Here is a 26,742-nt window from a genome sequence, read left to right as displayed (position 1 = left end):
CGTGCCGGATTATGGCAGGGTCGGGGAATTATCGCGACAGGGTCAACGTGCCACGGCATCCACGCCGGGCAGTTGCGCCGCATGATCGCGCCGCGCCGCAGCCGCTGCGATGAGCGCACGAAAGATGCCCATTTGCCGATGCGCATAAAAAAGATGCTCGGGGTGCCATTGCACGCCCAAGGCAAAGGGTTCCTTGACCCGCTCGACAGCCTGAATCATGCCAGCACTATCCCGCGCAGCGATGCGCAAACCGTCCCCCAAGCGATTAACGGCCTGGGTATGCAGGGCGTTCACCTTCATCGGTTGGGTGCCCGCAAGCTGTGCCAGACGGGTGCCGGCGGTGATCCGAACGGTCTTACGCGGCAGCACGGTGCGAATGTGATCGCTGGCGGCATAGGTCTCATACGCGTCTTGATGCAATGTGCCCCCAAGAGCGATGTTGAGCATCTGACTACCCCGGCAGATACCCAAAACCGGCTTGTCATGCGCAAAGGCGGCCAAGACCAGCCCACGTTCCAGCGCGTCCCGGTCGGGATCTAGTCGCGCGGATTTAACCAGCCGCCCGCCATAGAGATCCGGCGAGATGTCATCGCCACCGCCGATGATGAGCCCATCCACCGACTCTATGTCAGCCGCGCGGCCCGCTTGCCACCGCAGGGCGCGCCCCCCCGCCAACCACACATTAAGCGCGATAAGCGGAAAGATACGCCACCCTGACCGGCGCGAAACTGTGACCCCGATCACGGGGCGGCGTGCGGTCATACTCGATCAAGCCCCGCCGATTGCAGGATACGACCTGCGCGATTGGCCCAGCTTTGACGCGACAGCGTGAGCAGGCCGTGATCGTCCTGCCAGGCCTGCGACAGGCGCTTGAGCAGCGCGATATCGGCGGCCACCCGTTCCACAGTCAACCAGCGTTGCCATTCATCGGCAATCGACCAAGCGGCCTCGTCTATCCGGCAGTCGGGCAAACGAAAATGAAAGGTCGGGCGTGCCGATGTCTTGTCGGAAATGGCCGCCTTGATCCGATCCGCGTCGAAATGCGCAAAGAGGGGCAGCATATCAAGACCGCGATTGCGGCTTGGCGTCAGTTCGAGATAGCTGCCGATCACCCTCTCACGCGCGGCCTCTGGCCCCATTTCGATCAGCGCACGGGTAAAATCAATCGGGTATGGGTCTGTAAAGGGTAAGAGACGGCGGGCCTCGTCAATAGGATTGGCGGCGCGCAGCCAGTCCTCGATCAGCGCATAGGCAAGCAAAGGGCGAACCGTGTCGGCATCAGCATCGCTGGCCATCTCAATGTTAAGATGCAGGCCAAACCCAAAGAACCAGCCCGCGCCGCTGCCCAAAGCCCCTGCATCCCGAAGCGTCATCCGCAAATCATCAAGACGGGCAAGGCCATCCATATCAAGCGGTTTGGTGACGATTTCCACCGGCACCACTTCGCGCCCCAGATCTAGCGCCAGATCGCGCAGTTTGCTGTGTTCCGCGTTGCGCAGAAAGATGTCGAGATAGATGTCGATCTGTCCGATCTGGCTATTCTCAACCCGCCAGATATGGCTGTCCACCTGTTGCGCCGTGCCCCCCAGTTTGGATGCACACAGGTCCGCCACGCGCGATTCCGGCAAGCCGCCAAGCTCGATTTCGACACCGACAAGGCGGGGATCACCCGTAGCGTTGAATGGCTGCGGCAGGGGGGCAAAGGCGGTCATTGGGCTAAAGCCCTGCCTCGGCCTCGATCTGCGCGCGGGATTTGCGGGAGCGTTCGGTGGCGGATTTCAACTGGCCGCAGGCGGCCATGATATCCTCGCCACGGGGCGTTCGGATCGGGCTGGCATACCCAGCCTTGTAGATGATGTCGGCAAAGCGTTCGATCCGCTCCCAATCGCTGCGTTGATAGGGGCTGCCGGGCCACTCGTTGAATGGGATAAGGTTGATCTTAGCCGGAATGCCCTTGATCAGTTGAACAAGGCGGCGGGCATCGGCATCACTGTCATTGACACCTTTGAGCATGACATATTCAAAGGTGATACGCTCGGAATTGCTCAGGCGCGGATATTCGCGCAGCGTGTCCAGCAGCGTGGCGATGTTCCATCGCTTGTTGATCGGCACCAGAGTATCGCGCACCTCATCCGTAGTGGCGTGAAAGCTGACAGCCAGCAAACATCCGATTTCCTCAGCCGTCTTGGCGATCTCGGGCACAACACCAGAGGTCGAGAGCGTGATACGACGGCGTGACAGGGAAATCCCTTCACCATCCATGGCGATTTTCATGGCATCGCGCACATTGTCGAAATTATAGAGCGGCTCGCCCATGCCCATCAGGACAATGTTGCTGATAAGGCGGGGGCGCTCGCCTGCAGGCTCGCCCGGTTTGGGCCATTCGTTCAAGTCATCGCGCGCCAGCATCACCTGACCGATGATCTCACCCGCCGTCAGGTTGCGCACCAGTTTCTGCGTGCCGGTGTGGCAAAACGAACAGGTGAGCGTACAGCCCACTTGAGAGGAAATGCACAGCGTCCCGCGATCGGTTTCGGGGATATAGACCACCTCGACCTCATGGCCGCCCGCGATCCTTACCAGATACTTGCGCGTACCATCGGCACTGACCTGCTTGCTCACGACTTCCGGGATTGTCACCACAAAGTTTTCGGCCAATTGGGCACGATAGGCTTTGGCCAGATTGGTCATGGCATGAAAATCACGCACACCCCATTGATAGATCCACTGCCAGATCTGATTGACCCGCATCTTGGCCTGCTTTTCGGGCGTGCCATGCGCGATCAGCACCTCACGCAGCGCATTGCGCGTTAACCCCACCAGGTTGATCGGCCCGTCGGGCAGCTTGCGGGGGATGGTCAGCACATCCTGTGTAATGGGGGCAGTTTGGGTCATGGGCCTGTCGCGGTTCGGGCTGGGATATGATCCCATATAGGATTCGCGCACGGATTCCAAAGGGTTTGGCGGAGCGCGCCGCCAAACCATGCGTCATGTGTGATCTGTTGGGGCCTTACCCCTCGGCGTGTTGCCCCGCCATGACGCAGAGCAGCTCAAACATGATCGACGCGCCTAGAAATGCCGTGCCGCCAGAGGCGTCAAACGGCGGCGACACTTCGACCAGATCAGCGCCGATGATGTTGACCCCGTGAAGCCCGCGCACGACCTGCAATGCCTGATAGCTGTTCGGCCCCCCCACCTCTGGCGTGCCGGTGCCGGGGGCAAAGGTTGGATCAACAAAGTCGATGTCATAGCTGACGTAGGTGTCACCATCGCCTGCAATTTCACGCGCCTCGGCCATCACATCTTCAGGGCCGCGGGCGTGGAATTCCTCGATCAGGATCAGGCGGATACCCTCAGCTGCGGCGAAATCGCGATCTTCGGTGTCATACATCGTGCCGCGCAACCCGATCATCACGACGCGTTTTGGATCAAGCAGCCCCTCTTCGACTGCGCGACGGAACGGCGTGCCATGAGTATACATCGTGCCACCGAAGTAGGAGTGATAGAGGTCTGTATGGCTGTCGAAATGGATCATGCCCACAGGCGCGCGGCGGGCCAGCGACCGCAGCACCGGCAGGGTCGTGAGGTGATCCCCGCCTGCGGTCAACGGGATGATCCCCGCACCGGTGACCGTATCGTAGAACTCGGAAATCCGGCGCATACTGTCGATGATATCCGCAGGGTTTGGCCCCACATCCCCCAGATCGGCGCAATTCACCGCCTCGAACGGGCGCATGCCGGATGTCGGATGCTGCGCGCGGATCATGGTCGAGGCATCGCGCAATTGGCGGGGGCCATGGCGGGGGCCGGGCCGGTTGGTGGTGCCGCTATCCCAGGGCACGCCGATCAGGCCAATTTGCACATCCTTGTAGCGCTCATGCCCATTGGGCACATAGGGCAGCCGCATGAATGTGGGCACACCGGCAAAGCGCGGCAGCTCAAACCCCGAAATCGGGTGAAAGAAGGGATCAGAGGTCATGACAGTCCTTTCAGGCGTTTGCGAGAGGTGACGGGGCCGCCCCTCTGCGCGGTGATGCGGGCAATGGCATCCGCTATGGGTTCATAGGCCACGGCCATGTGATGCGCGTTGGCATGGAGGAGCGTGGCGGGATCAGACACCCATGCGACATGACCACGCCAGAAGAGGAGGTCGCCGCGTTGGAGGGGGGCGGATTCAGACAAAGGCGCGCCAAGGCTGCGCTCTTGCGGTCCGCTGTCGCCCGGGCAGGCAATGCCACACGCAAGACACCCCGCCTGCACCAACCCCGAACAATCAATTCCAAAGCTGGAATTTCCACCCCAGAGATAGGGCGTGCCCAGCAGGGTTTCGGCGACGGTGACAGGATCAGTGTCGAGCACGTCCAGCGATGACAGATGGGCGTGCGGGACGTATCCCTGCGGCGTTTCGGCAAATCGGCCTTGTTGGGAAAGCACCTGAAGCCGCGCACCATGGCTAAGGCTGAAGCGCTCGCGGGTCTTGAAATCCGGCGCGGGATAAAGATGCGTGGCGCGGGCGCTGACGCGGTGGGTAACTGTCCCCTCAGTCAGCGCCGAGTCAGGCACAAAACCCGAATAGCCGTCGCGGATGGCTGTAACCTCTGCCCATTCATCAGCGATCGACTGCACCGTGACACCCTCACCCATCAGAAGTTGTCGATCGCGCGGGCCGTCGGGGCCGCGCAATAGGTCAACGAGAGGCAAGGCAATCAAGCAGGGTGTGGTCACAGCCCCAGCACCTCTGGCAGCGCCTCCAAAAGCGCACGCGCGCCCATGCCGACACCACCCTTGGGGCGTGCGGGGGCGGCGGAGGGCGTCCAGCCGTAGATGTCGAAATGGCTGTAGTTCAGCCCACCCGCAAAGCGGCGCAGAAAGAGCGCAGCGGTGATCGAGCCTGCAAATCCGCCCGAGGGCGCATTGTCGAGATCGGCGATGCCCGGCTCGATCATCGCCTCATAAGGCGTATGAAACGGCAGACGCCAAACCGGATCGGCCACGCGCGCGGCGGCGGCCTCGAGTGCCCCGGCAAAGCGAGTATCGTCAGTGTAATAGGGCGCAAGGTCCGGCCCAAGCGCCACGCGCGCTGCCCCGGTGAGGGTGGCCATGGAGATCATCAGATCGGGTGCATCCTCGGCCCCATAGGATAGCGCGTCCGCCAGCACCAATCGACCCTCGGCATCGGTGTTGTTGACCTCGACCGTCAGACCATTGCGCGCGGTCAGGATATCGCCGGGGCGAAAGGCATTGCCCGCAACCGCGTTTTCCACCGCCGGAATGAGCACACGCAACTGCACCGGCAAACCGAGCGCCATGATCATATGCGCCAGCCCCAGCACCGTAGCAGCCCCGCCCATGTCCTTTTTCATCAGGCCCATGGAAGAGCCGGGTTTGAGATTGAGCCCGCCCGTGTCGAAACAAACGCCTTTGCCCACCAGTGTCAGTTTCGGGCCACTCTGCCCCCACCGCATGTCCATGAGGCGCGGGGCCACAGCCGAGGCGCGCCCAACCGTGTGGATCAGCGGAAAGTTCTGCGCGAGCAGATCTTCGCCCCGCACGCAGGTCACGCGCGCGCCCTGCTGATCGGCGATGGCGGCACATGCCGCCTCAAGCGCATCGGGGCCAAGATCATTCGCGGGGGTATTGATGAGGTCGCGGGTCAGCGCCTCGCCCGCCGCGATGATTTCCAACCGTGCCGCATCGACGCCTTCGGGCGCAACAAGCCTTGCCTTGGCCGGGGATTGGTCGCGATAGCGCTCATAGGCATAGTGCGACAAGAGCCAGCCAAGCGCCTCGGTCTCGGCCTGATCCTCGGGCAGGCCTGCAACGCGGTAGGTGCCCGCAGGCAAGGCCGCGGCAATCCCGGCAAGATGAAACCGCCCCCGTGCGCGCGACGTCGCCGATCCGTAACCGCCCAAACCCATGGCAATCCCACCCGCCGCATCGGGCACAACCAGCACGCGCCCAAGGGCACCCGTGAACCCCATGGCGCGCACCCATGCCGCAACTTCGGGCGCTTGCCCTGTAAGCCACCCCTCAAGGGCCTCCTCAGCTACAAGATGCAGCGGCAGGGCGGGCGTGTCGGGAGCAGCGAATCTGAGGCTCATTCTGGCAGACCTTTTGGCAGGAGTATTGCGCGCCAGCCTAGCCACGATTACGCCGCCTGCAACCCGTCAATTGATCCCGCTAATTGAGCGGGTCCGCCATATCCCAGATTTCGCAGAGCGAGCCTTCGCCAATCCGCAAAAGCCGTGCAAAGGTCGCGGCAAGTGCGTTGGCATCGCCCGCATCGATAGAACCCGTCACATCCCCCGCCACCCGTGCCAGATGCAGCATGCCGATTTGATCCGCAATTGCGATCAGGCTACGCACACATTTACGCAGATCGGCCATTTGCCCCTCGCGGTAAAGCCGCTCAGCATGCGTGAGCCGCGCCGCCAGTTCCTCAAGCGCACGGCACACGACATCCTCGGCATTCCTATCGCCCAGTTGCAAATAGAGGGCCGCAAGCCGATACGCGTCGAGCCGCACCTGCTCTTGTTGTTTCAGCAATGTCACCTGTTCCACATTCTCACCCACGTTGTCATGTTCACTCTGCCCCCACGGCGCGGGCAGAATGACATTGTCGCGGTTCCCAAATGGTTTCCGGCAGCGCAAATTGTCCCTCGAATTCGAGGCGAATCCCGACTATTGACCAGTCGATTGCCCAAACCCCGGGAGAGACCATGGAACACGCCCGCCCCCTGCCCGCTTATCTGGTGCACCGCTTTCATGGCTGGAAGGCCACAAGCTATACCGAGAACCAGTCGTGGTATCGGCATCTGGCGCAGCAGGGTCAGCACCCGCGCGCCATGGTGATTTCGTGTTGTGACAGCCGGGTGCACGTGACCTCGATCTTTGGCGCAGATCAGGGAGAGTTCTTTATTCATCGCAATATCGCCAACCTTGTCCCGCCCTATGTGAGTGATGGTGCGCAGCACGGCACTTCGGCGGCTGTGGAATATGCGGTGACAGCGCTCAAGGTGGCGCATGTGATCGTGATTGGTCATTCCGCCTGCGGCGGGGTCAAGGGATGTCTTGATATGTGCTCGGGCCATGCGCCGGAACTGGACAAGCAGACCAGCTTTGTCGGTCGGTGGCTTGATATCCTGCGGCCAGGCTATGAGCGGGTCAAGGATATGGCTGACGCCGATGCCCAGATGAATGCGCTGGAAAAGCAGGCGGTGGTGATCTCGCTTGAGAACCTGATGACGTTTCCGTTTGTCGCCAAAGCCGTGTCAGAGGGCGCGCTGACGCTGCATGGGCTCTGGCACGAAATAGGTTCTGGTGCACTGGAGCAATATAGCGGCAATCAGGATGCCTTTGTGCCACTCTGAGCGCATAGCCTTGTGCGCCTCTCTGGGATCAGCCAAAGAAAAGATTATGAGTATTTGATCCAAGAAGAAGCCCGGCGCGCTCGAACAAGGCGCGCCGGGCTTTTTGTTATGGTCAGGCTGCCGCCGCCTGTCCACCAAAGCGCCCATAGAAACTCTGGGTCTTGTCGGCCATCTCACGCAGCAATTTGGGGGTTGCGAAACGCGGGCCGAATTGCTCGGCCAACTGATCGCACCGCTCTGCGGCATAGGGCGTGCCAATGATGTCGAGCCAAGCAAACGGTCCGCCCGACCACGGCGCAAAACCCCAAGCGAGGATCGCCCCCACATCGCCTTCGCGGATGTCCTCAAGAACACCCTCCTCAAGCGCGCGGACCGCTTCGAGCACCTGAGCGAACATCAAACGCTGCTGAACCTCGTGCAGGTCAGGCTGTTCGGCGGCGCGGGGGTATTGGGCGGCCAGCCCCGGCCAATACCCAAGACGCTTGCCCTTGTCGTCATAGTCAAAGAAGCCAGCCTTGGATTTGCGCCCCAGACGCCCCTCGCCCTCCATGTAAAAGATGACCTCATCCACGGCGGCATCCGGATAGGCGTCGCCCATCGCGGCCTTGGTGGCGCGGGCGATCTTGGCACCCAGATCAATCGAGGTCTCATCGACCAGTTGCAGCGGCCCCACCGGAAAGCCAAGCTGCCGCGCGGCATTGTCGATAAGCGCGGGGACCACACCTTCGGCCACCATGCGTAGACCCTCGTTGATATAGGGAATGATGCAGCGGTTGCAGTAAAAGAAGCGGGCATCATTGACCACGATCGGCGTCTTGCGGATTTGCCGGACATAGTCGAGCGCCTTGGCGACGGCGCGGGGGCCGGTTTTCTGACCTTTGATGATCTCGACCAGCATCATCTTTTCCACCGGCGAGAAGAAATGGATGCCAATGAAATTCTCAGCGTTGTCAGATGCCTTGGCCAGTTCCGAAATCGGCAGGGTCGAGGTGTTGGTGGCAAAGATACAGTCCTCACCCACAACCTTGAGCACCTCTTTGGTGACTGCGGCCTTGACGGCAGGGTCCTCGAACACCGCCTCGATGATCAAATCGCACCCTTTGAGCGCTGCGTAATCCGTAGTGGCGGTGATAAGATCAAGCGTCGCCGCCTTCTTCTCGGCTGTGGCCTTGCCGCGCTTGATCCCCTGATCCATGAAATCGGCGGTGTAGGATTTGCCCTTGTCCGCGGCCTCCTGTTTCTGGTCGATCAGGACCACTTGCATGCCCGCCATGGCAGAGACAAGCGCGATGCCCGCGCCCATCATGCCGGCCCCCATGACGCCAACTTTCTTCACGCGCTGATCGGGCACATCGGGGCGGTTGGCACCCTTTTCCAACGCTTCCTTGTTGATGAAGAGCGAGCGGATCATCGCACTGGACGAGGGGTTCATCAGCACATTGACGAACCAGCGCGCCTCGATCTTGAGAGCGGTGTCAAAGGGCACGAGCGCGCCTTCATAAACCGCAGAGAGCAGCGCCTTGGCCGCCGGAAACGCACCTTGGGTCTTGCCATTGACCATGGCAGAGGCCCCGACAAAGGTCATGAAGCCCGCCGGGTGATAGGGCGCGCCGCCGGGCATTTTATAGCCCTTGTCATCCCAGGGTTTGACGATTTCGGGATTGCTCAGCACCCATTCGCGGGCCTTTTCGATCAGGTGATCGGCGGGCACCACCTCATCCACCACACCGGCGGCTTTGGCTTTTTTCGGGTCGTTGAGCTTGCCCTCGAGCAGGAGCGGCGAGGCGGCCATCGCGCCCAGCTTGCGCACAAGCCGCGTAGTGCCACCCGCCCCGGGAAAAATCCCCACCATGATCTCGGGCAGGCCAATCTTGGCAGACGGATTGTCAGCGGCAAAGATCCGGTGGCAGGCGAGCGGAATCTCAAGCCCGATGCCAAGTGCCGTGCCAGGCAGCGCCGCCGCAATCGGCTTGCCACCCTTGTTGGTCTTGGGGTCCATGCCCGCGCGCTCGATCTTGCGCAGGATGGCGTGCATCCCCATCACCCCGTCAAAAAGCCCCTTTGCAGGGTTGTCGCCCGCGTCATCGCGCATCTTGGCAATGATATTGAGGTCCATACCGCCCGCAAACGAGCCCGGCTTGCCCGAGGTGAGGATCACGCCCTTGACGGCATCATCCGCAAGCGCGTCATCAATCAGCGCCTCAAGGTCGAGAAACCCTTGCGCGTTCATCACGTTCATCGACTTGCCCTGCGTGTCCCAGGTGATGATCGCGACACCATCGGCGTGTTTTTGAATTGTGAAATCAGTCATCTTGGTCAGCTCCTCTTACACGCGTTCGATGATGGTGGCGGCACCCATGCCAGAGGCGATGCAAAGCGTGGCAAGGCCGGTGCCCTTGCCCGTGCGCTCCAACTCATCCAGCAGCGTGCCGATGATGATCGCGCCCGTCGCCCCCAGCGGATGGCCCATGGCGATGGATCCACCGTTTACGTTCACAAGGTTTGGGTCGACATTGAACGCCTGCTGAAACCGCAGAACCACCGATGCAAAGGCCTCGTTCACCTCGAATAGCTCGATGTCGGAAATCGACATGCCACTGTCGGCAAGAATTTTCTGCGTGGCCGGTACGGGGCCGGTCAGCATGATCGTTGGGTCCGTGCCGATCTTGCAGGTCTGCACGATCCGCGCGCGCGGCTTAAGGCCCCATTTCTCGCCAAATTCCTTAGACCCGATCAGCACCCCTGCCGCACCATCGACGATGCCGGATGAATTGCCCGCGTGGTGAACATGATTGATCCGCTCCAGATGGGGATATTTCATCTTGGCGATCGTATCAAAGCCCGGCATCACCTCGCCCATTGCCTGAAAGGCCGGGGTGAGCGCGCCCAGTGTCTGCATATCGGTGCCCGGGCGCATATACTCATCATGGTCAAGAATGGTCAGGCCGTTCTGATCCTGCACCTCGATGATGGATTTCGCAAAGCGATTGTCATCCCAGGCCGCCTTGGCCCGGCGTTGGGATTCCATGGCAAGCGCATCTGCCTCGTCACGGGTAAAGCCATATTCGGTTGCGATGATATCGGCACTGATGCCTTGCGGCACGAAATAGGTGTCCATCGCAATCGACGGGTCCACGGCAATCGCCGCCCCGTCGCTGCCCATGGCAACGCGGCCCATCATCTCGACCCCGCCAGCGATATAGGCCTCACCGGCCCCGCCCTTGATCTGGTTGGCGGCAAGGTTCACCGCCTCCATGCCAGAGGCGCAAAAGCGGTTGATGGCAAGGCCGGGGATGCTCTCGTCCAGATCAGAGGCGAGAACGGCAGTCCGCGCAAGGCAGCCGCCCTGCTCCATCACCTGCGTGACATTGCCCCAGATTACGTCCTCGACGGCGTGACCATCAAGACCGTTGCGGGATTTCAGCGCATTGAGCACCTGTGCGCTTAGGCGCGCAGCCGTCACCTCGTGCAGCGCGCCATCTTTGCGGCCCTTGCCGCGTGGGGTGCGCACGGTGTCATAGATATAAGCGTCAGACATATCGGTCTCCTTCTTTCAAGCGCGGTCAGCGGGGCTGCCGGGCATCAGGTCATAGGGGTGTTTCCAGCCGGGCGCGGCACTGATGTTGTCCAGCCACCGGTCGATATTGGGCCAATCCTTGCGGTCAAAGCCGAAGGGTTCGGGGTAATAGAGATAGCCGCAGCAGGAGAAATCGGCATTGGTGATCGCGTCGCCCACGATCCAGTCGCGCCCCGCAAGATGGGTGTCGAGCGTCGTGTAGGCGGCCTTGAGCCGGGCTTGGGTAAAGGGGATGACGCCTTCGGGGCGCTTATCCTCGGGCAAGAAGTTCATCAAAAACCGCGTCATGCCAGCCGGGCTGCTGAGCTTGTGATTGTCCCAGAACATCCAGCGCATGACCTCGCGCGCCTCTTCCGGTGTGGTCCCGCCGAATTTGCCGGTTTTCTCAGTGATATACATCTGCATGACGCCCGATTGGGTCAGTGTCACGTCGCGATCGACCAACACCGGCACCTCGCCCATGATGTTGATCTCGCGAAACGCGGGTTGCCGCGTCTCGCCCCCGAAGAAATCGACATAGACCGCCGTCCAGTCGAGACCGGAAAGCTCAAGCGCCAGCGCCGCCTTGTAGGCATTGCCGCTCTCGCCAAAGCAGTAGAGTTTGATGGTCATATGTTGGGCTCCTGTTGCGATGTCGAATTTGAGTATTTTTGGCAAGATGAAGCGGGTCCGGATTTACCTTGTATTAACTGAGATGTGGCTTGATCGGCGATGCGGTACAGGCTGGAGAGCCGATGACCGCGCAAGGTGAAGCCCTGTTCCGGTGACTGATGCCAAATGGCCCGCGCACCGGGCAGGGTGAACCTGCGCCTTTCATCTTGCCGCAAATACTCCACGGGGGTCTGGGGGTGTGAAACCCCCGGCTTCGACTGTGCCATGCTGACCGCCGCCCCAATCCTCACAGCGCCCTCGCGATCAGTTCTTTCATGATCTCGTTGGTGCCGCCGTAGATGCGTTGTACGCGGGCATCTGCCCACATTTCGGCGATGTCATATTCCTGCATATAGCCATAGCCGCCATGCAGTTGCAGGCACTCATCCAGCACCTCGCCCTGAGTATCGGTCAGCCAGTATTTCGCCATCGCAGCCTTTTCAACGCTAAGGTCGCCGCGCATGTGTTCCGTGATGCACGCATCGAGAAAGGCGCGGCAGACGGCGGTTTTGGTCTGGCATTCCGCCAGTTTGAAGCGGGTGTTCTGGAATTGCAGGATCGGGCCGCCAAAGGCTTGGCGTTCCTTGCAATAGGTGATGGTGCGTTCCACTGCACCCTCCATCGCCCCCTGCGCGCCACAGGCGATAATCAGACGTTCCTGCGGCAGTTGCTGCATCATCTGATAAAACCCGCGCCCTTCTTCGCCGCCAAGGATGTTCTCCGGCGGGATTTCGACATTGTCGAAAAACAACTCGGACGTATCCCCCGCATGCATCCCGACCTTTTCGAGATTGCGCCCGCGCGCAAAGCCCTGCGCGTCTTCGGTTTCCACAACCACCAAGGAGATGCCCTTGGCCCCTTCCTTGGGGTCGGTCTTGGCCGCAACGATGATCAACTCGGCGTGTTGCCCGTTGGTGATAAAGGTCTTTTGCCCCGAAAGACGATAGGCGTTGCCGTCCCGAATGGCGCGGGTCTTGATGCCCTGCACATCCGACCCGGCACCCGGCTCTGTCATGGCAAGCGCACCGACCATCTCGCCCGACACCATTTTGGGCAGCCATTTCTGCTTTTGCGCCTCCGAACCATAGGCGAGGATATAATGCGCGACGATGCCGGAATGGATGGGATTTCCCCAGCTTGCCAGATTGGCGCGGCCCTGTTCGATGCAGATTACGGCCTCGTGGCCGAAATCGCCGCCAGCCCCGCCGTATTCCTCGGGGATAGAGGGGCAGAGCAGGCCCAAAGCCCCCGCCTCGAGCCAGCAGTCGCGGTCCATGATGCCTGCCTTGCGCCAGCGCTCGAAATGCGGGCGCCATTCATCGGTGATGAATCTGGCCGTCATTTCGGAGAGCATCTGATGCTCGTTTGTCATCCAGGCTGATGTCTGGGTCATTTAAGTTACCAAAACCTCCTGATTATCGCCGTTGCGATGCCCGCAGCAAAAAGCAGGACAAGTCCAATAGTGGCCCAAAGGATTGCAAAACCCGCCGCATAACCCGTGCCTACGAACCCCCTTGCTCTGCCGTTAACCGGCCATAGGCCGAGAAATTCTCCACAAGTTAGTGCGCCAGACGGCTCCAGTCTGCATTCGGCGCCCCACTGGATGATGAACTCAAAGCCGAGCAAAATAATAACGAGCGCAAGTGGTCCTAAAAGCACTCCGGCGATAACAAATGGTGCGGTGCGAGCGTTAAAGCGCCCGAACAGAAGAGCCGCCAGAATGGGTATCCCTGCACCGATTACGATAAAACCCATTGCTATTTCTTTCGAGCCTCAAGCTCGGAATTGAAGAGCCTGAGGCGATGCGCAAAGGTTTCTTCATTGATCACGCTATCGAAATTCTCGAAGAGAAAGGACAGTGCCTCGCCCTCGTCGAGCCCCGAGTCCTGCGCAAAGCGGCGCAGGCGGCGGTAGCCATCCTCGGTCATCGCCGCGTTGAAGCGGCGCGTGAGGCGAAAGCGTTTCGGCATCTGTCCCTCCTCCCCTAGCGATCTCTCCTCAGAACGCTTCGGCCTCGAGCGCCATGACCGTATCGGCACCGCTCTGGATGCGGGCCAGATGCAGGGCCGTCGCAGGCAGGCGGCGCTTCATGTAGAAGCGGCCGGTCGCCAGCTTGGTCTTGTAAAACGCCTCGTCCGACGTTCCCGCCTCTAGCGCAGCATGGGCCGATTTCGCCATCCTTGCCCACATCAGGCCAAGGCAGACATGGCCAAAGAGGTGCATGAAGTCATAAGAGCCGGACAGCGCCGCGTTGGGGTTCTTCATCCCATTCTGCATGAAGAACATGGCCGAGGCTTGCAGGTCCTTAGAGGCCGCCTTGAGTGGATCGAGGAAATCAGCCTTCAGCGCCTCATTGCCTTCGTTTTCCTTGAGGAAGGTTTTGACCAGTTCGAAGAAGGCCATGACATGCTTGCCGCCATCCTGCGCGAGCTTGCGCCCCACCAGATCGAGCGCCTGAACGCCGTTGGCACCTTCGTAGATCATGGCGATGCGGGCGTCGCGGGTGAACTGCGACATGCCCCATTCCTCGATATAGCCGTGGCCGCCGTAAATCTGCTGCGCGAGCACGGTCATGTCATAGCCTTCGTCGGTGAGAAAGCCCTTGATCACCGGCGTCATCAGCGAAATCAGACCTTCCGCGGCGGCGTCATTGCCACGATGCGAGCGGTCGATCAGCTCCGCGCCCCAGAGCATGAAAGCGCGCGCGCCCTCGATAAAGCTCTTTTGATCCATCAGCGAGCGACGGATGTCAGGATGCACGATCAGCGGATCGGCGGGGCCATTGGGGTTTTCGGTGCCGGTCACCGCACGGCCCTGAAGCCGGTCCTTGGCATAGGCGAGCGCGTTTTGATAGGCGACCTCGGCCTGTGCAAGACCCTGCATGCCCACACCGATCCGCGCCTCGTTCATCATGGTGAACATGGCGCGCATGCCCTTGTGCTCTTCACCTAAAAGCCAACCGGTCGCCCCGTCATAGTTCATCACGCAGGTGGAATTGCCATGAATCCCCATTTTTTCTTCGATCTTGCCGCAAGTCACGCCATTGCGGTCGCCAAGGCTACCGTCTTCTTTGACGATGAATTTCGGCACGATGAAAAGCGACACGCCCTTGATCCCCTCGGGGCCACCAGGGATTTTGGCAAGCACCAGGTGGATGATGTTGTCGGCCATGTCATGCTCGCCCGACGAGATAAAGATCTTCTGTCCGGTGATTTTATAACTACCGTCGCCCTGCGGCTCGGCCTTGGTGCGCATCAGGCCCAGATCGGTGCCGCAATGCGGCTCGGTCAGGTTCATGGTGCCGGTCCACTCGCAATTGGCCATTTTCGGCAGGTAGGTGGCCTTTTGATCCTCGGACCCATGCACAAGGATCGCAGAGGCCGCGCCGTGGGTCAGACCTTGATACATGGTAAAGGCCTGATTGGCGGCCGAGAACATCTCGCCCACTGCTGTGCCAAGGATATAGGGCATGTATTGCCCGCCGAATTCCTCGGGCAGGTCGAGCGCGGTCCAGCCGCCCTCTTTCATCTGCTCGAACGCCTCTTTGAACCCTTTGGGCGTGCGCACCACACCGTTTTCCAACACGCAACCCTCGGTATCGCCCACGGCGTTGAGCGGCATCAGCACCTCAGAGGCAATCTTGCCCGCCTCTTCCAACACAGCCTTGGTAAAGTCGGGCTCAAGCTCGGCATAGCCGGGCGTGGTCTGCTCAGACACGTTCAGCACCTCGTGCAACACGAATTGCATGTCGCGGGTGGGGGCGGTGTAGCTTGGCATATGTCTCTCTCCCTAAAACAGGTGCCGGACCGGATTACTCGGCGGCTTTTTGGCTAGTCTTGAGCGAGGCCAGCATACGCTCGCCCCATGTCATCTGTTCGCGCAGCTCAGAGATTGCAGCCTCCAGCTCGTCGCGCTGTTTCTCCATTTCGGCCAGACGCATCCGTGCCACATCATAGGCGCGGGCAATCTGGCTGTGTTGCTGATCCCCTTTGTCGTAGAGGTCGAGCAACTGGCGCAGGTCCTCGAGGCTGAACCCGAAACGCTTGCCGCGTTGGATCAGTTTCAGCCGCGCCCGGTCGCGCCGGGTAAAGAGCCGTTTCTGCCCAACCCGGCGGGGCGAGAGCAGTTCTTTGGCCTCGTAGAAGCGTAGAGTGCGGGGCGTTACATCGAACGCTTCGCACATCTGGCGAATGGTCATCATATCGTCGGTCATCAGTTTACCCATGTCACAGCACATTTGCCGACAATCTGCGGATCATGGAGTATGGTTACAACAGCCGGATGGCTTTACGTAACCACTACGTCGCGTCACTTTCAAGTTGACGTAAGATAAGGCAAGGTAAGCGGGGCAAAGTGGAAATATTCTTGCCCCGACGTCACCCGCTCAGCCAAGGCTCGCGGCGGTGTCGTCGCGCAATTTCTTCAATTCGGCCATCGCTTCGTCAATCTGACGACGTTGTTCGGCTAGTCCCGCAAGCTGACGATCGGCCAATTCAATCCAGCTGCGCATCTGCGCATCAGTGCCTTCTTTCTCGTAGATCAAAAGCCATTGCCGAATCTCTTCCAAGGCAAATCCGAATTTGCGGCCGCGCAGGATCAGCGTCATGCGCGCGCATTCACGCGGGCCGTAATATCGTGCGCGCCCATCGCGCTCTGGCTCCAAAAGCTCGATGTATTCGTAATATCGCAGGGTGCGCGGTGTAACATCATAGGTCGCACACATCTCCTTGAAGGATAGTTTCTTATCCGACATGGCAAGCCCTCCTGTTGCTCAGACGTTAGGACCAAGACGCAGCCCTTGCAACCGGTGCTCTTGCAGCTTGTGTGGATTAGGGATCATAAAGACGACAGCACGATCCGTGAGGGATACCATGACCGACGCCAAAACCAAAATCGCACAGCAATTCATGCAGGCCCTGCCGCATGCGCGTGCGCTTGGCATGCGGCTCGTGTCCATGGGTGACGGACAGGCCGAGATCGAGATGGACTATGATCCGCGCTTTGTCGGCGATCCCGAGACGGGGGTAATCCATGGTGGGGCGGTTTCGGCCCTGATGGACACCTGTTGCGGAGCGGCGGCGATGAGCCATCCAGCATCGCCCGGCGGCACGGCGACAATTGATCTGCGCATTGACTATATGCGCCCGGCAACACCGGGGCAGCGCATTCGCGCGCATGCGGAATGCTATCATATCACGCGTTCTGTGGCGTTTGTGCGGGCGCGTGCGATGGATGAGGATGAGGCGCGCCCGGTGGCGACGGCCACTGGCACCTTTACCGTGGAGGGCAAATGATGGCCCGTGCCCGTCCCGAACCTGTGCAGGTTGTCAAACAGCGGCGTGATGCGGCGCTGAAAGCCTTGGTTGCGGGGGTTCCCTATATCGGATTTCTTGGGGTGCAGTTTGATCGGCGGGGGGATGAGTTGACCGCCGTGATGCCGTTTGAAGAAAAGTTGATTGGCAACCCCCTTTTGCCCGCGCTGCATGGTGGCGCGACAGCGGCGTTTCTAGAGATCACGGCGATTATTGGATTGAGCTGGGGGATGCTGTGGGAAGAGATCGAAAGTGGTGCGTTCGACCCCGAGGCGATTGTCGGCGGCAAGCTGCCCCGACTGCCAAAAACCATTGATTTCACAGTGGATTACCTAAGATCCGGCCTGCCGCGTGATGCCTATGCACGGGCACAGGTCAATCGCTCTGGCCGTCGCTATGCCAGCGTCCACGTCGAAGCGTGGCAGGACAATCGCAGCCGTCCCTTTGCCCAAGCCACCGGGCATTTCTTGATGCCGCGCCGCGATGGCTGAGGTCGCGCGGGCGGTCACGCATGCCCGTGTTCTGAAAATCGCCCTACCCATTGTGATTTCCAATGCCACGGTGCCCATCCTTGGTGCGGTGGATACTGGCGTTGTCGGGCAGATGGGCGCGGCAGCACCGATTGGTGCAGTGGGCATTGGTGCGGTCATAATTACCGGAATTTATTGGCTTTTCGGCTTTTTGCGGATGGGCACCACGGGGCTGACCAGTCAGGCCCAAGGGGCAGGACAGGTGGGCGAGGTGGCAGCCCTTCTGACGCGGGCGCTGATGATCGGCTTTGCCGGGGGTATCGCGCTCATTGCCCTGCAAGTCCCTGTTTTCTGCGCCGCTTTTCAGATTTCACCAGCCAGCGAAGAGGTCGAATCCCTTGCCCGGCAGTACATGGCGATCCGGGTCTGGAGCGCGCCGGCGATGATTGCGCTGTTCGGCATGACCGGATGGCTGATCGCGCAGGAACGCACGCGGGCGGTTTTGCTGCTGCAAGTTGCCATGAACGGCATAAATATCCTTTTGGATCTGTGGTTTGTGCTGGGGCTCGACTGGGGAGTTGCGGGCGTGGCGCGGGCAACGGTGATTGCAGAATGGGGCGGTCTGGCGCTGGGGTTCTGGTTTTGCCGCGATGCCTTTGCGGTGCCCGCGTGGTGCGACTGGCCGCGGGTGTTTGATCGTGAGCGGCTGAAGAACATGGCGTCGGTGAACGGCGACATTCTTCTTAGATCATTGATGTTGCAGATTATTTTCATCTCATTCCTGTTTTGGGGCAGCGATTTTGGCGATGTCACGCTGGCGGCAAATCAGGTGCTGTTGCAGTTCCTGAGCATCACCGCGCATGCCTTGGATGGGTTTGCCTTTGCCGCCGAGGCGCTGGTGGGGCAGGCGTTTGGGGCGCGGTCCGTGGCCCATTTGCGGCGCGGGGCGCTGTTGACGAGCGTCTGGGGTGTGGTGGTCTGTGTGGCCCTCGCAGTTATCTTTGCCAGCTTTGGCGGGGCGTTGATCGACCTGATGGCCAAGGCACCAGAGGTGCAGCTAGAGGCGCGTAAATACTTGATATATATGGCGCTTGCGCCCGTTCTTGGGCTGGCGGCCTATATGCTTGATGGGGTTTTCATTGGGGCTACACGCACCCGCGACATGCGCAACATGATGGCGTTGAGCCTTTTGGTCTATATCGTTGCGGCGCTAGTGTTGGCCCCGTCGATGGGCAATCACGGCCTGTGGCTGGCGTTGTTGATCAGTTTTGTGGCGCGCGGCATCACGTTGGGGCTGCGCTATCCGGCATTGGAACGGGCCGCGAGCCCCCTTACAGACCTTACAAAACCCCCCTCGATTTTGTAAGGTCGTGGCACCGGTTTGCAGCGCCTGCCGGATGCTGAATCACGGAGCAGGGATCATGCTGCATATCACCGATCAGATCGCCATCGAAGACTGGGAATTGACCGAGCAGTTCATGCGCGCCTCGGGGCCGGGGGGGCAGAATGTCAACAAGGTGTCGAGCGCTGTCGAATTGCGGTTCGAGGCGGAGCGGTCGCCCAACCTGCCCTTGCCGGTCAAGACACGGCTGCGGCGATTGGCCGGGCGACGCTGGACCAAGGAGGGGGCGGTCGTGCTGCAATGCGACGAGACCCGCAGCCAGACCCGCAACCGCGAGATTGTGCGGGACCGTTTGGCCGATTTGATCCGCCAAGCCTTGATCGCGCCCAAGCGGCGGGTGGCGACCAAACCGACGCTCGGATCGAAGAAACGCCGCCTTGCCGCCAAAAAGCAGCGCGGAGAGGTCAAGGCGCTGCGCGGTCAGGTGGAGGGCGAGGACTGAGCCGTAACGCGATCACGCCAAAACCTGCAAGACGGTGGCGCGACGTTGGGCTTGACCCGGCGGCGGGACTGAGGTGATCTGATCAAATCTTTGAGGAGAATGAGAATGGGTTTGCCCGCAATCACGGGAACGGGGGTGTTCACGCCGTCCGAGGTGATCACCAATGAGGAACTGGTCCTAGCCTTTAACGCCTATGCAGAGGCGTTCAACGCGCGCCATGCGTCTGAGATTGCGGCGGGAGAGATCGAAGCCAAGGGGCTATCCTCGCCCGAGTTCATCGTGAGTGCCTCTGGCATCGAGCAGCGGCATGTGATGGACAAGACCGGTGTGTTAAATCCCGAGGTGATGCACCCGCTGTTGCGGCAGCGTCGGGATGACGAACCGGGGATCATGGCCGAAATGGCGATGGACGCCTGCGCGCAGGCGCTTGCACAAGCGGGGCGGGCGGCGTCTGAGGTGGATCTGATCATTTGCGCTGCCTCGAACCACGAGCGGCCCTACCCGGCCATTGCCATCGAGATTCAGCAGCTTTTGGGCGCGGGCGGCTTTGCCTTTGACATGAATGTCGCCTGTTCCTCGGCGACGTTCGGGATTCAGGCCGCCGCGGACATGATCCGGGGGGGATCGGCGCGCCGCGCGCTGGTGGTCAGCCCTGAAATCTGCTCGGGGCATCTGGAATGGCGCGACCGCGACTGTCATTTCATTTTTGGCGATGTCTGCACCGCCGTTCTGATCGAGGCGGCGGACGAGGCCAAGGGCCCGCATTTTGTGATCCGTTCGACCCGCTGTGCGACGCAGTTTTCCAACAATATCCGCAATAACAACGGGTTTCTGCGCCGAACGCGCCCCGATGGTGTGGCCGACCGCCGGGATATGCAATTCGTGCAGGAGGGGCGAAAGGTGTTCAAGGAGGTGTTGCCGATGGTCTCGGCGCATATTCTGGGGCATCTTGCGGAGGAAGGTGTTGCACCGGATGACCTGCGGCGGTTGTGGCTGCATCAGGCGAACAAGGCGATGAATGATTTTATCGGGCGCAAGGTGCTGGGCCGGGTGCCAGAGGCGCATGAGCAACCGAATATCCTCCAAGATTATGCCAATACGTCCTCTGCCGGATCAATCATCGCCTTTTCCAAATATTCCGAGGATCTGATGCCCGGCGACCAAGGGCTGATCTGTTCGTTCGGCGCGGGCTATTCGGTGGGATCGGTTCTGGTGGAACGCGGCTAACGGCGGCGCAAACCCTTGGATCAGTTTGGAAATGACATCGGGCGGCAAAGTCAGTAAGGGAAAATTGAGCAAGGGTAGCCCTCGGGACAAGGGCTCTATTGGGGAAAGCGTATGTCGACGACGGGAAGTTACCTGAAAAAGCACACCGAAGCCTTGGTCAAGGATGTAGGAATCGAGGCCGCCTGTCAGTTGACGGGCAAGTCCAAGGCGACGCTTGGCCGCTATTATTCAGACCATGAGGAACACGCCGACAGGTTCATGCCGGTGGACACTGTTGCAGCACTTGAGGCAGCCGCGAGCTATCCGCATGTGACGAGCGCCTTGGCAGAGTTGGGCGGCGTCAGTCTGAGCCTGATCGCAGAGCGGCGCAACGCGCAGGAGCGGGCAAATGTGAACAGCGACGTGATCGCGCTGTCGCAGCGGTTCGCGATGCTCATGGCCGAGTATCAGCAGAGCATCGCGGATGGGCGTATCACCGTGAACGAAGCCAAGCGGCTATTGCGCGAAACGACGCAATTGCAGCAGGTTTTGATCGAAATGAAGCTGCATCTTGAGGAAGAAGTAACCTGACGCCAGTGTCAGGGCGTCAGATGAAGGCGATATAGGCCCCGGCGAGTGCGGTGGCCCCGCCCATCAAGCGGAGCGGCACGGCGCTGGCGTGGCGGGTTTCGCGCGCAGCGGTGAAGGCGATAACGAGGCCCGCCGCGTGCAGAAGGGCCGTGGCGATGGCAAAGCCCGCGCCAAATTGCAGCGCCTGCGCCTGCCCCAATTCGCCGCCATGGGCGTGACCGTGAAAGAGTGCAAAGACCGCCACCAGCACCATCGCCAGCCCCGGCGCGGGGCGCAGGGCGAGCGCCACGACAAGGCCAAGGGCCATGATGGAGGCCAAGATCATCGGCTCAACCATCGGCAGGGGCAGACCGATTATGGCCGCCAGAAACCCCACGATCATCGCCAGAACAAAGGCGCTTGGCACAGTCCAGAGCGCGCGGCCGCCGATTTGCGCAGCCCAGAGGCCGACGGCGATCATCGCCAGCACATGATCAAGGCCAAAGAGCGGATGCGTCACACCCGCGAGGAAAGAGCCGTATTCGCCCTCAGGCAGATGCGCCGCAGCGGGGCTGGCGGCGAGAATTAGGAGCGGGGCGAGAAGGTGTTTCATCAAGGGTTCCTTATGGGGTCAACCGGCGCCTCGGGGTGAGTCGCGCCTGAGCCGCAGCATGGGGAAGGCAAAGGCGCAACGCAACAAAAAACCCGGCACGCGGGTGCGTGCCGGGTCAGGTGGGGAAACCCGTTTTGGATCAGCCAAACACGCGGGTCAGGGCCGCATCGGTGGCGGCGATCAGGTGGTTGATATCGTCCTTGGTGGCGATCAACGCGGGCGAATAGCACAGCGTGTTGTTGAAGCCGGGAATCGAGCGGTTGGTGGCCCCGATGATGACGCCCTGCGCCATGCAATCGGCGACAACGGCCTGAACCCGCTTTTCATCCATCGGTTCCTTGGTGGCGCGGTCGGCAACAAGTTCGGCCCCAAGAAACAGCCCCTTGCCGCGCACATCGCCGATGACGGCGTGCTTGTCCTTGAGGGCCGCCAGTTGATCGAGCATGTAATCGCCCATGGCGACGGTATTGCCCAAGAGGTCTTCTTCCTCGATGATCGCCATGTTTTCCAGCGCCGCTGCCGGACCAGCGGTGCAGCCCCCAAAAGTCGAGATGTCGCGGAAATAGTTCATCGGATCGGTGGTATCGTCCTTGAACATATCGAACACACGCTCGTTGGTGACGCAGCAGGCGATGGCGGCATAGCCCGAGGCCACGCCCTTGGCCATGGTCACGAAATCGGGTTCGACCCCGTAATGCTGATAGCCAAACCAAGTGCCGGTGCGCCCGATGCCGCAGACAACCTCGTCGATATGCAGGAGGATGTCGTATTTGCGGCAAATCTCTTGCACGCGGGGCCAGTAGCCGACGGGCGGGACAATCACACCGCCACCGGCGGTCACGGGTTCAAGGCAGAGCGCGCCGATGGTGTCGGGGCCTTCGGCCAAGATCACCTCTTCAATCGCGTTGGCGGCGGCGATGCCGTATTCCTCGCCCTCCAGATCCCATTGCGCGCGGTATTCAAGGCAATGCGGCACGCGCACGAAACCGGGGGTATAGGGGCCATATTGCGCGTTGCGCTGATCCTGACCGCCCGCCGAGAGACAGGCAATCGTGGTGCCGTGATAATCGCGGTCACGGTAGAGGATCTTGTGCTTTTTGCCGCCGTAACGCTTGTGCGCGATCTGGCGGACCATTTTGAAGGCTTTCTCATTCGCCTCGGAACCGGAGTTGGTGTAATACACGCGGCTCATTCCGGGCATTTTCGAGATCAGTTTCTCGGAAAACAGTGCGCCGGGGATCGAGCCTGCGGAACCTGCGAAATAGGGCAGTTTGATGAGCTGGTCGCGTACGGCATTGGCGATGCGTTCACGCCCGTAACCCACGTTCACGGTCCAGACGCCGCCCGACACGCCGTCGAGATGCTCTTTGCCCTTTTGGTCCCAGACGCGCATGCCGCGCCCCTCGACGATAATGCGGGGATCCGCCTTGGGGTCTGTGCCGCTCCAGGGCGCGTGCTGAATCAGGTGATGCCAGACATGCGCGCGGTCGGCCTCGACCACGTGAGAAATGTCGTTGTCGCGAAGTTTGCCGTCCATGGGGATGCTCCATCAGGTTGAGGCCCGGCGCGGGGCTCAGGCCGTCTTTATATATCATGGGTTGTTCTGTCCGCATATCAGCCGAGAATCCGGGCAGATCGTTAGGGCCAGAGTATACCATTAAATAGGTCCAGAATGGCCCGCCACCTTCTGAGTCTGGCTGTAACTTTCTGGCAAATTTCGGTTTTTCACCCAAAGGAGCGGAAGGGGCGGCTGTCTAAGGCTATCCGAAAACCCCTTTTCGGAAATACTGAAATGATCTTAGCTCTGCTATAATTGCGTTGATCAGTGCCTGTGGATCGGGTTCACTCTTGGCTGTTGCCTGTTTCGGAGTGCGTATGATCCACAAGACACTGACGCAGGAGAAACCCGCCGATACGTGCGGTGTAAGACAGAAAAACGACTGTAACCAACGGGAGAAGACAAGATGAGTATGAAAAGCAAACTGATGTCGGCAGTGGCTGGCGCGGCGTTTCTGGCGGGGGCCGGAGCGGCCAGCGCAGAGGAAATCACCGTTGCCTATTTCCTCGAATGGCCGATGCCGTTCCAGTATGCCAAGGAAATGGGCACCTATGACAAGGAAATGGGCGTCAAGGTTAACTGGCGCGCGTTCGACACCGGCACCGCGATGAGTGCTGCGATGGCATCCGGCGATGTGCATCTGTCGGTCAGCCAAGGCGTTCCGCCCTTCGTTGTGGCGACAAGCGCCGGGCAGGATTTGCAGACGCTCGACGTGGCCGTCAGCTATGCTGACAACGACAACTGTGTCGTCGCCTCGGCGCTGGAGATCGACAAGACCAATGCGGGCGAATTGGCCGGCAAGAAGGTTGCCGTGCCGCTGGGCACCGCTGCGCATTACGGGTTCCTCAAGCAGATGAACCATTTCGGCGTGGATATTTCCAGCATGGACGTGGTCAACATGGCCCCGCCAGAAGGGGCCGCCGCCATCGCGCAGGGCGCGGTTGATATGTTCTGCGGCTGGGGCGGTTCGCTGCGTCGCGCGCTGGAACATGGCAATGTGCTGTTGACCGGTGCGGAAAAGGAAGAGTTGGGCATTCTGGTGTTTGACGTGACATCCGGCCCGGCTGCTTTTGTCGCGGAAAACCCCGATCTGGTTGCCAAGTTCCTGAAAGTGACGGCTGATGCCAATGCGATGTGGGCCGATCCGGCCAATCGCGACACGATGCTGCCGGTCATTGCCAAGGATAGCGGCATGGATGTCGAGGCCACGGCAGCAACGATCGACACCTTTGTGTTCCCCTCTGCCGAAGAGCAGTTGACCGCCAAATGGCTGGGCGGCGGCGCGCAGGAATTCATGAAGGGCGTGGCTGAGGTGTTCGTCGAGGCAGGCAGCATCGATTCGGCGCTGGCCACCTATGAGAACAACGTCAACACCGGACCGCTGGCCGCTGCCAACGGCATGTAAGCCCGGCTGACGGACTGAAACGAGGCCCGCCCCGCACAAACGGGCGGGCCTTTGCCCAACAATCCCAAAAAAACAACAGGGGGTGGGGATGTCGACACTTACCATTGATAACATCTCGATGCGGTTCGATCTGCCGAATGGCAGCCATGTGCAGGCGCTTAAAAATGTCTCGCTAGAGATCAAGACCGGCGAGTTGATGAGCGTGCTGGGGCCGTCGGGCTGTGGCAAGACCACGCTTTTGAACATCCTTGCCGGATTTCTGGCCCCAAGTGAGGGGCAGATCACGCTGAACGGGCACCGTGTCACCGGCCCGGATGCCGAGCGCGGCATGGTATTTCAGCAAGGCGCGCTGTTTGAATGGATGAGCGTGCGCGACAACGTGAGTTTTGGCCCCCGTATGGCGGGCAAGCGGGAAAAGGAATGGGCGGGCACGGTCGATCATTTGCTCGATGTCGTGGGCCTGCGCGATTTCAAGGAAAAGGCGGTTTATGAGCTGTCAGGCGGGATGCAGCAGCGCGTGGCGCTGGCGCGCTGTCTGGCGAATGACCCCGATGTGATTCTGATGGACGAGCCACTTGGGGCGCTGGATGCGCTGACGCGTGAAAAGATGCAGGGTCTGGTGCTGAAGCTGTGGAAAGAAACCGGCAAGACCATCATCCTGATCACCCATTCGGTGGAAGAGGCGCTGCTTTTGGGCGAGCGGCTCTTGGTGATGGCCCCACGACCGGGGCGGGTGCACAAGGAATACCGCCTGCCCTTTGCCGAGATGGGCGCGGGCCGCGATCTGCGCGAGGTCAAGAAAGTTCCTGATTTCGCCGCCAAGCGAGAGGAAATCCTGACGATGATCTGGGACATGGAAGAAGAGATCATGGGCCGGGCAGAGGAGGCGGGCGCATGATCATCCTGATTATCTATGTGGCGATTTTCGCGGCATCGTTCTTCGTCGTGCGCTTTGGCGTGCGCAAGTTTCGGCAGATGAACGATTTTACCTCGCTCAAGACGGTGACATTCGGGGATGAAAGCGCTGTGCGCCCGGATCGCTGGGCGAGCGTGATTTCAATCGTGACGATCTTTTTGATCTGGGGCGCATTTACCGGCAGCAAATGGGTGCCGATCCATGCGCCGGGGCCGTTCATGGGCGATACAGAATTCACCTATACGCTAGAGGCCCCCGACGGCACGCGCGACGATGCGACGGTGACGGTGCGAGTGTTTACCGTGGGCGAGACGGTTGAAGAGCCGGTGATCGAGCCGGGCGATGGGATTGCCAAGAATGACGTGCTGACAGTGGGCGCGTGGCGGTCGCAGCTGTTGTTGATGGACAAGAACGACGAGGTGACGCGTGATCAGGGCGCGCGGGTTGTCGCGATTGATGGCAAGCCGGTGAGCGAAGGCCAGACCGTTTCCGTGGCCGATGGCACCGTGGCCGTGACCGCCAAGGGATCGCTGAATTTCGCCCCCGCCAAGGGCATGCAGATGGAGCCTATCTGGCTTCCGGCGCCTGAAGCGGTGGTGTCGCGACTGATCGAAGTGTCAAAGCAGGGGTATCAGAATTTCACCCTGTGGGAGCATCTTTATTGGTCGCTGTTCCGGGTGATCGTGGGCTTTGCCCTTGGTGCGCTGGTGGGGATTCCGCTGGGCTATGCCATGGGGCTGAGTGATTGGTTTCGCGGCTGGTTCGATCCGATTGTCGAATTCATGCGCCCGGTGCCGCCCTTGGCGCTGATCCCCTTGGTGATCATCTGGGCGGGCATTGGCGAGAGCGGCAAGATCATTCTGCTGTTTTTGGCCGCGCTCTGGATCATGACGATTTCGGCGCGCGCAGGTGTGTCGGGCGTGGCGATTTCCAAGGTGCATGCCGCCTATTCGCTGGGGGCAAGTAAATGGCAGTTGATGCGCCATGTCATTGTGCCCAACAGCCTGCCCGAGATTTTCACCGGCGCCCGCGTTGCGATGGGGGTCTGTTGGGGCACGGTGGTGGCCGCCGAACTGGTCGCGGCGGAAAAGGGCGCAGGCATGATGATCATGGTCGCAAGCCGCTTTCAGCTTACCGATATCGTGCTGATGGGGATCATCCTGATCGGGATCATCGGCTATGGCATCGACATCCTGATGCGCAAGGCCGAAAACTGGCTGGTGCCGTGGAAGGGCCGCGTCTGAGGTAAG

At 60.5% G+C, this 26,742-nt stretch carries 28 protein-coding genes; 10 read left to right on the top strand and 18 right to left on the bottom strand.

All coding sequences use genetic code 11. The features are described from left to right. Window positions 1-42 precede the first annotated feature (42 nt). The 7 genes from ROSMUCSMR3_RS11850 to ROSMUCSMR3_RS11820 form a co-directional block, all read right to left on the bottom strand. Complete coding sequence (locus ROSMUCSMR3_RS11850) at window positions 43-762, bottom strand: gamma-glutamyl-gamma-aminobutyrate hydrolase family protein (protein WP_081507433.1); 720 nt, start codon at window positions 760-762, stop codon at window positions 43-45. Further along, on the bottom strand, window positions 759-1,712 hold the full coding sequence (locus ROSMUCSMR3_RS11845) for an amidoligase family protein (protein ID WP_081507432.1): 954 nt from the start codon (window positions 1,710-1,712) through the stop codon (window positions 759-761). Before ROSMUCSMR3_RS11845 ends, ROSMUCSMR3_RS11850 begins: the two co-directional genes overlap by 4 nt. A 4-nt stretch (window positions 1,713-1,716) precedes the next feature. Further along, window positions 1,717-2,895: a 23S rRNA (adenine(2503)-C(2))-methyltransferase RlmN gene (rlmN, locus tag ROSMUCSMR3_RS11840; protein ID WP_081508616.1), complete on the bottom strand. Its 1,179-nt coding sequence runs from the start codon at window positions 2,893-2,895 to the stop codon at window positions 1,717-1,719. 115 nt (window positions 2,896-3,010) lie between these two features. Continuing rightward, complete coding sequence (gene speB, locus ROSMUCSMR3_RS11835; protein ID WP_008279603.1) at window positions 3,011-3,979, bottom strand: agmatinase; 969 nt, start codon at window positions 3,977-3,979, stop codon at window positions 3,011-3,013. Continuing rightward, the gene (locus ROSMUCSMR3_RS11830; RefSeq protein ID WP_081507431.1) at window positions 3,976-4,725 is read right to left on the bottom strand and encodes a C40 family peptidase; all 750 of its coding nucleotides are present in this window, start codon (window positions 4,723-4,725) and stop codon (window positions 3,976-3,978) included. The genes speB and ROSMUCSMR3_RS11830 overlap by 4 nt, the downstream gene beginning before the upstream one ends. Further along, window positions 4,722-6,101 carry a leucyl aminopeptidase family protein gene (locus ROSMUCSMR3_RS11825; protein WP_081507430.1) on the bottom strand — a complete coding sequence of 460 codons (1,380 nt, stop codon included), beginning with the start codon at window positions 6,099-6,101 and terminating at the stop codon, window positions 4,722-4,724. The genes ROSMUCSMR3_RS11830 and ROSMUCSMR3_RS11825 overlap by 4 nt, the downstream gene beginning before the upstream one ends. Before the next feature lie 79 nt (window positions 6,102-6,180). Continuing rightward, window positions 6,181-6,573 (bottom strand): hypothetical protein, encoded by a 393-nt coding sequence (locus ROSMUCSMR3_RS11820; protein ID WP_081508615.1) that lies wholly within the window; start codon window positions 6,571-6,573, stop codon window positions 6,181-6,183. Window positions 6,574-6,719: 146 nt separating this feature from the next. Here ROSMUCSMR3_RS11820 and ROSMUCSMR3_RS11815 point away from each other — a divergent pair, with 146 nt between their 5' ends. Next, window positions 6,720-7,370: a carbonic anhydrase gene (locus ROSMUCSMR3_RS11815; RefSeq protein WP_008279607.1), complete on the top strand. Its 651-nt coding sequence runs from the start codon at window positions 6,720-6,722 to the stop codon at window positions 7,368-7,370. Window positions 7,371-7,482: 112 nt separating this feature from the next. On the opposite strand, the gene ROSMUCSMR3_RS11810 is transcribed toward ROSMUCSMR3_RS11815, so the two are convergent. The 9 genes from ROSMUCSMR3_RS11810 to ROSMUCSMR3_RS11770 form a co-directional block, all read right to left on the bottom strand. Continuing rightward, entirely contained in the window at window positions 7,483-9,681 is a 2,199-nt protein-coding gene (locus ROSMUCSMR3_RS11810; RefSeq protein ID WP_081507429.1) for a 3-hydroxyacyl-CoA dehydrogenase NAD-binding domain-containing protein, read from the bottom strand. Window positions 9,682-9,696: 15 nt separating this feature from the next. Then, complete coding sequence (locus tag ROSMUCSMR3_RS11805) at window positions 9,697-10,908, bottom strand: acetyl-CoA C-acetyltransferase (protein WP_081507428.1); 1,212 nt, start codon at window positions 10,906-10,908, stop codon at window positions 9,697-9,699. A 15-nt stretch (window positions 10,909-10,923) separates the two neighbouring features. Then, window positions 10,924-11,559 carry a glutathione S-transferase family protein gene (locus ROSMUCSMR3_RS11800; protein ID WP_081507427.1) on the bottom strand — a complete coding sequence of 212 codons (636 nt, stop codon included), beginning with the start codon at window positions 11,557-11,559 and terminating at the stop codon, window positions 10,924-10,926. A 286-nt stretch (window positions 11,560-11,845) separates the two neighbouring features. Continuing rightward, window positions 11,846-12,991, bottom strand: coding sequence for an acyl-CoA dehydrogenase family protein (locus ROSMUCSMR3_RS11795; RefSeq protein WP_081507426.1), 1,146 nt, complete (start codon window positions 12,989-12,991; stop codon window positions 11,846-11,848). 5 nt (window positions 12,992-12,996) lie between these two features. Beyond that, window positions 12,997-13,353 carry a hypothetical protein gene (locus tag ROSMUCSMR3_RS11790; RefSeq protein ID WP_081507425.1) on the bottom strand — a complete coding sequence of 119 codons (357 nt, stop codon included), beginning with the start codon at window positions 13,351-13,353 and terminating at the stop codon, window positions 12,997-12,999. 2 nt (window positions 13,354-13,355) lie between these two features. Beyond that, a complete protein-coding gene (locus ROSMUCSMR3_RS11785; RefSeq protein WP_008279613.1) occupies window positions 13,356-13,568 on the bottom strand; it encodes a hypothetical protein in 213 nt (70 codons plus the stop codon). Window positions 13,569-13,596: 28 nt separating this feature from the next. Further along, the gene (locus ROSMUCSMR3_RS11780) at window positions 13,597-15,375 is read right to left on the bottom strand and encodes an acyl-CoA dehydrogenase C-terminal domain-containing protein (protein WP_081507424.1); all 1,779 of its coding nucleotides are present in this window, start codon (window positions 15,373-15,375) and stop codon (window positions 13,597-13,599) included. A gap of 34 nt (window positions 15,376-15,409) precedes the next feature. After that, window positions 15,410-15,811 (bottom strand): MerR family transcriptional regulator, encoded by a 402-nt coding sequence (locus tag ROSMUCSMR3_RS11775; RefSeq protein WP_037296838.1) that lies wholly within the window; start codon window positions 15,809-15,811, stop codon window positions 15,410-15,412. Window positions 15,812-15,982: 171 nt separating this feature from the next. Then, window positions 15,983-16,351, bottom strand: a complete 369-nt coding sequence (locus ROSMUCSMR3_RS11770; protein WP_008279617.1) for a MerR family transcriptional regulator — start codon at window positions 16,349-16,351, stop codon at window positions 15,983-15,985. A gap of 118 nt (window positions 16,352-16,469) precedes the next feature. On the opposite strand from ROSMUCSMR3_RS11770, the gene ROSMUCSMR3_RS11765 reads away from it, so the two are divergent. The 6 genes from ROSMUCSMR3_RS11765 to ROSMUCSMR3_RS11740 all read left to right on the top strand — a co-directional run bounded on the left by ROSMUCSMR3_RS11765 (window position 16,470) and on the right by ROSMUCSMR3_RS11740 (window position 21,021). Then, window positions 16,470-16,892, top strand: a complete 423-nt coding sequence (locus ROSMUCSMR3_RS11765; RefSeq protein ID WP_008279618.1) for a PaaI family thioesterase — start codon at window positions 16,470-16,472, stop codon at window positions 16,890-16,892. Continuing rightward, window positions 16,892-17,401, top strand: a complete 510-nt coding sequence (locus ROSMUCSMR3_RS11760; RefSeq protein WP_037296845.1) for a PaaI family thioesterase — start codon at window positions 16,892-16,894, stop codon at window positions 17,399-17,401. The genes ROSMUCSMR3_RS11765 and ROSMUCSMR3_RS11760 overlap by 1 nt, the downstream gene beginning before the upstream one ends. Further along, window positions 17,394-18,746, top strand: coding sequence for an MATE family efflux transporter (locus tag ROSMUCSMR3_RS11755; protein ID WP_081507423.1), 1,353 nt, complete (start codon window positions 17,394-17,396; stop codon window positions 18,744-18,746). The genes ROSMUCSMR3_RS11760 and ROSMUCSMR3_RS11755 overlap by 8 nt, the downstream gene beginning before the upstream one ends. A gap of 55 nt (window positions 18,747-18,801) precedes the next feature. Beyond that, window positions 18,802-19,224 carry an alternative ribosome rescue aminoacyl-tRNA hydrolase ArfB gene (gene arfB / locus ROSMUCSMR3_RS11750; protein WP_037296848.1) on the top strand — a complete coding sequence of 141 codons (423 nt, stop codon included), beginning with the start codon at window positions 18,802-18,804 and terminating at the stop codon, window positions 19,222-19,224. Between the two features lie 105 nt (window positions 19,225-19,329). Further along, window positions 19,330-20,451: a beta-ketoacyl-ACP synthase III gene (locus ROSMUCSMR3_RS11745; protein ID WP_008279622.1), complete on the top strand. Its 1,122-nt coding sequence runs from the start codon at window positions 19,330-19,332 to the stop codon at window positions 20,449-20,451. Window positions 20,452-20,562: 111 nt separating this feature from the next. Continuing rightward, entirely contained in the window at window positions 20,563-21,021 is a 459-nt protein-coding gene (locus ROSMUCSMR3_RS11740; RefSeq protein WP_008279623.1) for a phage regulatory CII family protein, read from the top strand. 16 nt (window positions 21,022-21,037) lie between these two features. On the opposite strand, the gene ROSMUCSMR3_RS11735 is transcribed toward ROSMUCSMR3_RS11740, so the two are convergent. After that, a complete protein-coding gene (locus ROSMUCSMR3_RS11735; protein ID WP_008279624.1) occupies window positions 21,038-21,613 on the bottom strand; it encodes a HupE/UreJ family protein in 576 nt (191 codons plus the stop codon). A 139-nt stretch (window positions 21,614-21,752) separates the two neighbouring features. Continuing rightward, the gene (locus tag ROSMUCSMR3_RS11730; RefSeq protein ID WP_008279625.1) at window positions 21,753-23,150 is read right to left on the bottom strand and encodes an aspartate aminotransferase family protein; all 1,398 of its coding nucleotides are present in this window, start codon (window positions 23,148-23,150) and stop codon (window positions 21,753-21,755) included. A 427-nt stretch (window positions 23,151-23,577) separates the two neighbouring features. On the opposite strand from ROSMUCSMR3_RS11730, the gene ROSMUCSMR3_RS11725 reads away from it, so the two are divergent. The 3 genes from ROSMUCSMR3_RS11725 to ROSMUCSMR3_RS11715 all read left to right on the top strand — a co-directional run bounded on the left by ROSMUCSMR3_RS11725 (window position 23,578) and on the right by ROSMUCSMR3_RS11715 (window position 26,736). Continuing rightward, on the top strand, window positions 23,578-24,576 hold the full coding sequence (locus tag ROSMUCSMR3_RS11725; protein WP_037296853.1) for an ABC transporter substrate-binding protein: 999 nt from the start codon (window positions 23,578-23,580) through the stop codon (window positions 24,574-24,576). 88 nt (window positions 24,577-24,664) lie between these two features. Beyond that, on the top strand, window positions 24,665-25,474 hold the full coding sequence (locus tag ROSMUCSMR3_RS11720) for a taurine ABC transporter ATP-binding protein (RefSeq protein WP_008279627.1): 810 nt from the start codon (window positions 24,665-24,667) through the stop codon (window positions 25,472-25,474). After that, on the top strand, window positions 25,471-26,736 hold the full coding sequence (locus tag ROSMUCSMR3_RS11715; protein WP_081507422.1) for an ABC transporter permease: 1,266 nt from the start codon (window positions 25,471-25,473) through the stop codon (window positions 26,734-26,736). Before ROSMUCSMR3_RS11720 ends, ROSMUCSMR3_RS11715 begins: the two co-directional genes overlap by 4 nt. Window positions 26,737-26,742 lie beyond the last annotated feature (6 nt).

It is taken from the genome of Roseovarius mucosus (assembly GCF_002080415.1).
Classification (GTDB): Bacteria; Pseudomonadota; Alphaproteobacteria; order Rhodobacterales; family Rhodobacteraceae; genus Roseovarius; species Roseovarius mucosus_A.
The sequence above is the reverse complement of the archived record's forward strand: the minus strand, read 5'-3'. Positions and strand labels throughout refer to the sequence as shown.

Bases quoted from the DNA above. Each gene is read 5' to 3' on its own strand.
- ROSMUCSMR3_RS11850 (WP_081507433.1), bottom strand. From the start codon at position 762: ATGACCGCACGCCGCCCCGTGATCGGGGTCACAGTTTCGCGCCGGTCA.
- ROSMUCSMR3_RS11845 (WP_081507432.1), bottom strand. From the start codon at position 1,712: ATGACCGCCTTTGCCCCCCTGCCGCAGCCATTCAACGCTACGGGTGAT.
- rlmN (WP_081508616.1), bottom strand. From the start codon at position 2,895: ATGACCCAAACTGCCCCCATTACACAGGATGTGCTGACCATCCCCCGC.
- speB (WP_008279603.1), bottom strand. From the start codon at position 3,979: ATGACCTCTGATCCCTTCTTTCACCCGATTTCGGGGTTTGAGCTGCCG.
- ROSMUCSMR3_RS11825 (WP_081507430.1), bottom strand. From the start codon at position 6,101: ATGAGCCTCAGATTCGCTGCTCCCGACACGCCCGCCCTGCCGCTGCAT.
- ROSMUCSMR3_RS11815 (WP_008279607.1), top strand. From the start codon at position 6,720: ATGGAACACGCCCGCCCCCTGCCCGCTTATCTGGTGCACCGCTTTCAT.
- ROSMUCSMR3_RS11810 (WP_081507429.1), bottom strand. From the start codon at position 9,681: ATGACTGATTTCACAATTCAAAAACACGCCGATGGTGTCGCGATCATC.
- ROSMUCSMR3_RS11805 (WP_081507428.1), bottom strand. From the start codon at position 10,908: ATGTCTGACGCTTATATCTATGACACCGTGCGCACCCCACGCGGCAAG.
- ROSMUCSMR3_RS11800 (WP_081507427.1), bottom strand. From the start codon at position 11,559: ATGACCATCAAACTCTACTGCTTTGGCGAGAGCGGCAATGCCTACAAG.
- ROSMUCSMR3_RS11795 (WP_081507426.1), bottom strand. From the start codon at position 12,991: ATGACCCAGACATCAGCCTGGATGACAAACGAGCATCAGATGCTCTCC.
- ROSMUCSMR3_RS11790 (WP_081507425.1), bottom strand. From the start codon at position 13,353: ATGGGTTTTATCGTAATCGGTGCAGGGATACCCATTCTGGCGGCTCTT.
- ROSMUCSMR3_RS11785 (WP_008279613.1), bottom strand. From the start codon at position 13,568: ATGCCGAAACGCTTTCGCCTCACGCGCCGCTTCAACGCGGCGATGACC.
- ROSMUCSMR3_RS11780 (WP_081507424.1), bottom strand. From the start codon at position 15,375: ATGCCAAGCTACACCGCCCCCACCCGCGACATGCAATTCGTGTTGCAC.
- ROSMUCSMR3_RS11775 (WP_037296838.1), bottom strand. From the start codon at position 15,811: ATGACCGACGATATGATGACCATTCGCCAGATGTGCGAAGCGTTCGAT.
- ROSMUCSMR3_RS11770 (WP_008279617.1), bottom strand. From the start codon at position 16,351: ATGTCGGATAAGAAACTATCCTTCAAGGAGATGTGTGCGACCTATGAT.
- ROSMUCSMR3_RS11765 (WP_008279618.1), top strand. From the start codon at position 16,470: ATGACCGACGCCAAAACCAAAATCGCACAGCAATTCATGCAGGCCCTG.
- ROSMUCSMR3_RS11760 (WP_037296845.1), top strand. From the start codon at position 16,892: ATGGCCCGTGCCCGTCCCGAACCTGTGCAGGTTGTCAAACAGCGGCGT.
- ROSMUCSMR3_RS11755 (WP_081507423.1), top strand. From the start codon at position 17,394: ATGGCTGAGGTCGCGCGGGCGGTCACGCATGCCCGTGTTCTGAAAATC.
- arfB (WP_037296848.1), top strand. From the start codon at position 18,802: ATGCTGCATATCACCGATCAGATCGCCATCGAAGACTGGGAATTGACC.
- ROSMUCSMR3_RS11745 (WP_008279622.1), top strand. From the start codon at position 19,330: ATGGGTTTGCCCGCAATCACGGGAACGGGGGTGTTCACGCCGTCCGAG.
- ROSMUCSMR3_RS11740 (WP_008279623.1), top strand. From the start codon at position 20,563: ATGTCGACGACGGGAAGTTACCTGAAAAAGCACACCGAAGCCTTGGTC.
- ROSMUCSMR3_RS11735 (WP_008279624.1), bottom strand. From the start codon at position 21,613: ATGAAACACCTTCTCGCCCCGCTCCTAATTCTCGCCGCCAGCCCCGCT.
- ROSMUCSMR3_RS11730 (WP_008279625.1), bottom strand. From the start codon at position 23,150: ATGGACGGCAAACTTCGCGACAACGACATTTCTCACGTGGTCGAGGCC.
- ROSMUCSMR3_RS11725 (WP_037296853.1), top strand. From the start codon at position 23,578: ATGAGTATGAAAAGCAAACTGATGTCGGCAGTGGCTGGCGCGGCGTTT.
- ROSMUCSMR3_RS11720 (WP_008279627.1), top strand. From the start codon at position 24,665: ATGTCGACACTTACCATTGATAACATCTCGATGCGGTTCGATCTGCCG.
- ROSMUCSMR3_RS11715 (WP_081507422.1), top strand. From the start codon at position 25,471: ATGATCATCCTGATTATCTATGTGGCGATTTTCGCGGCATCGTTCTTC.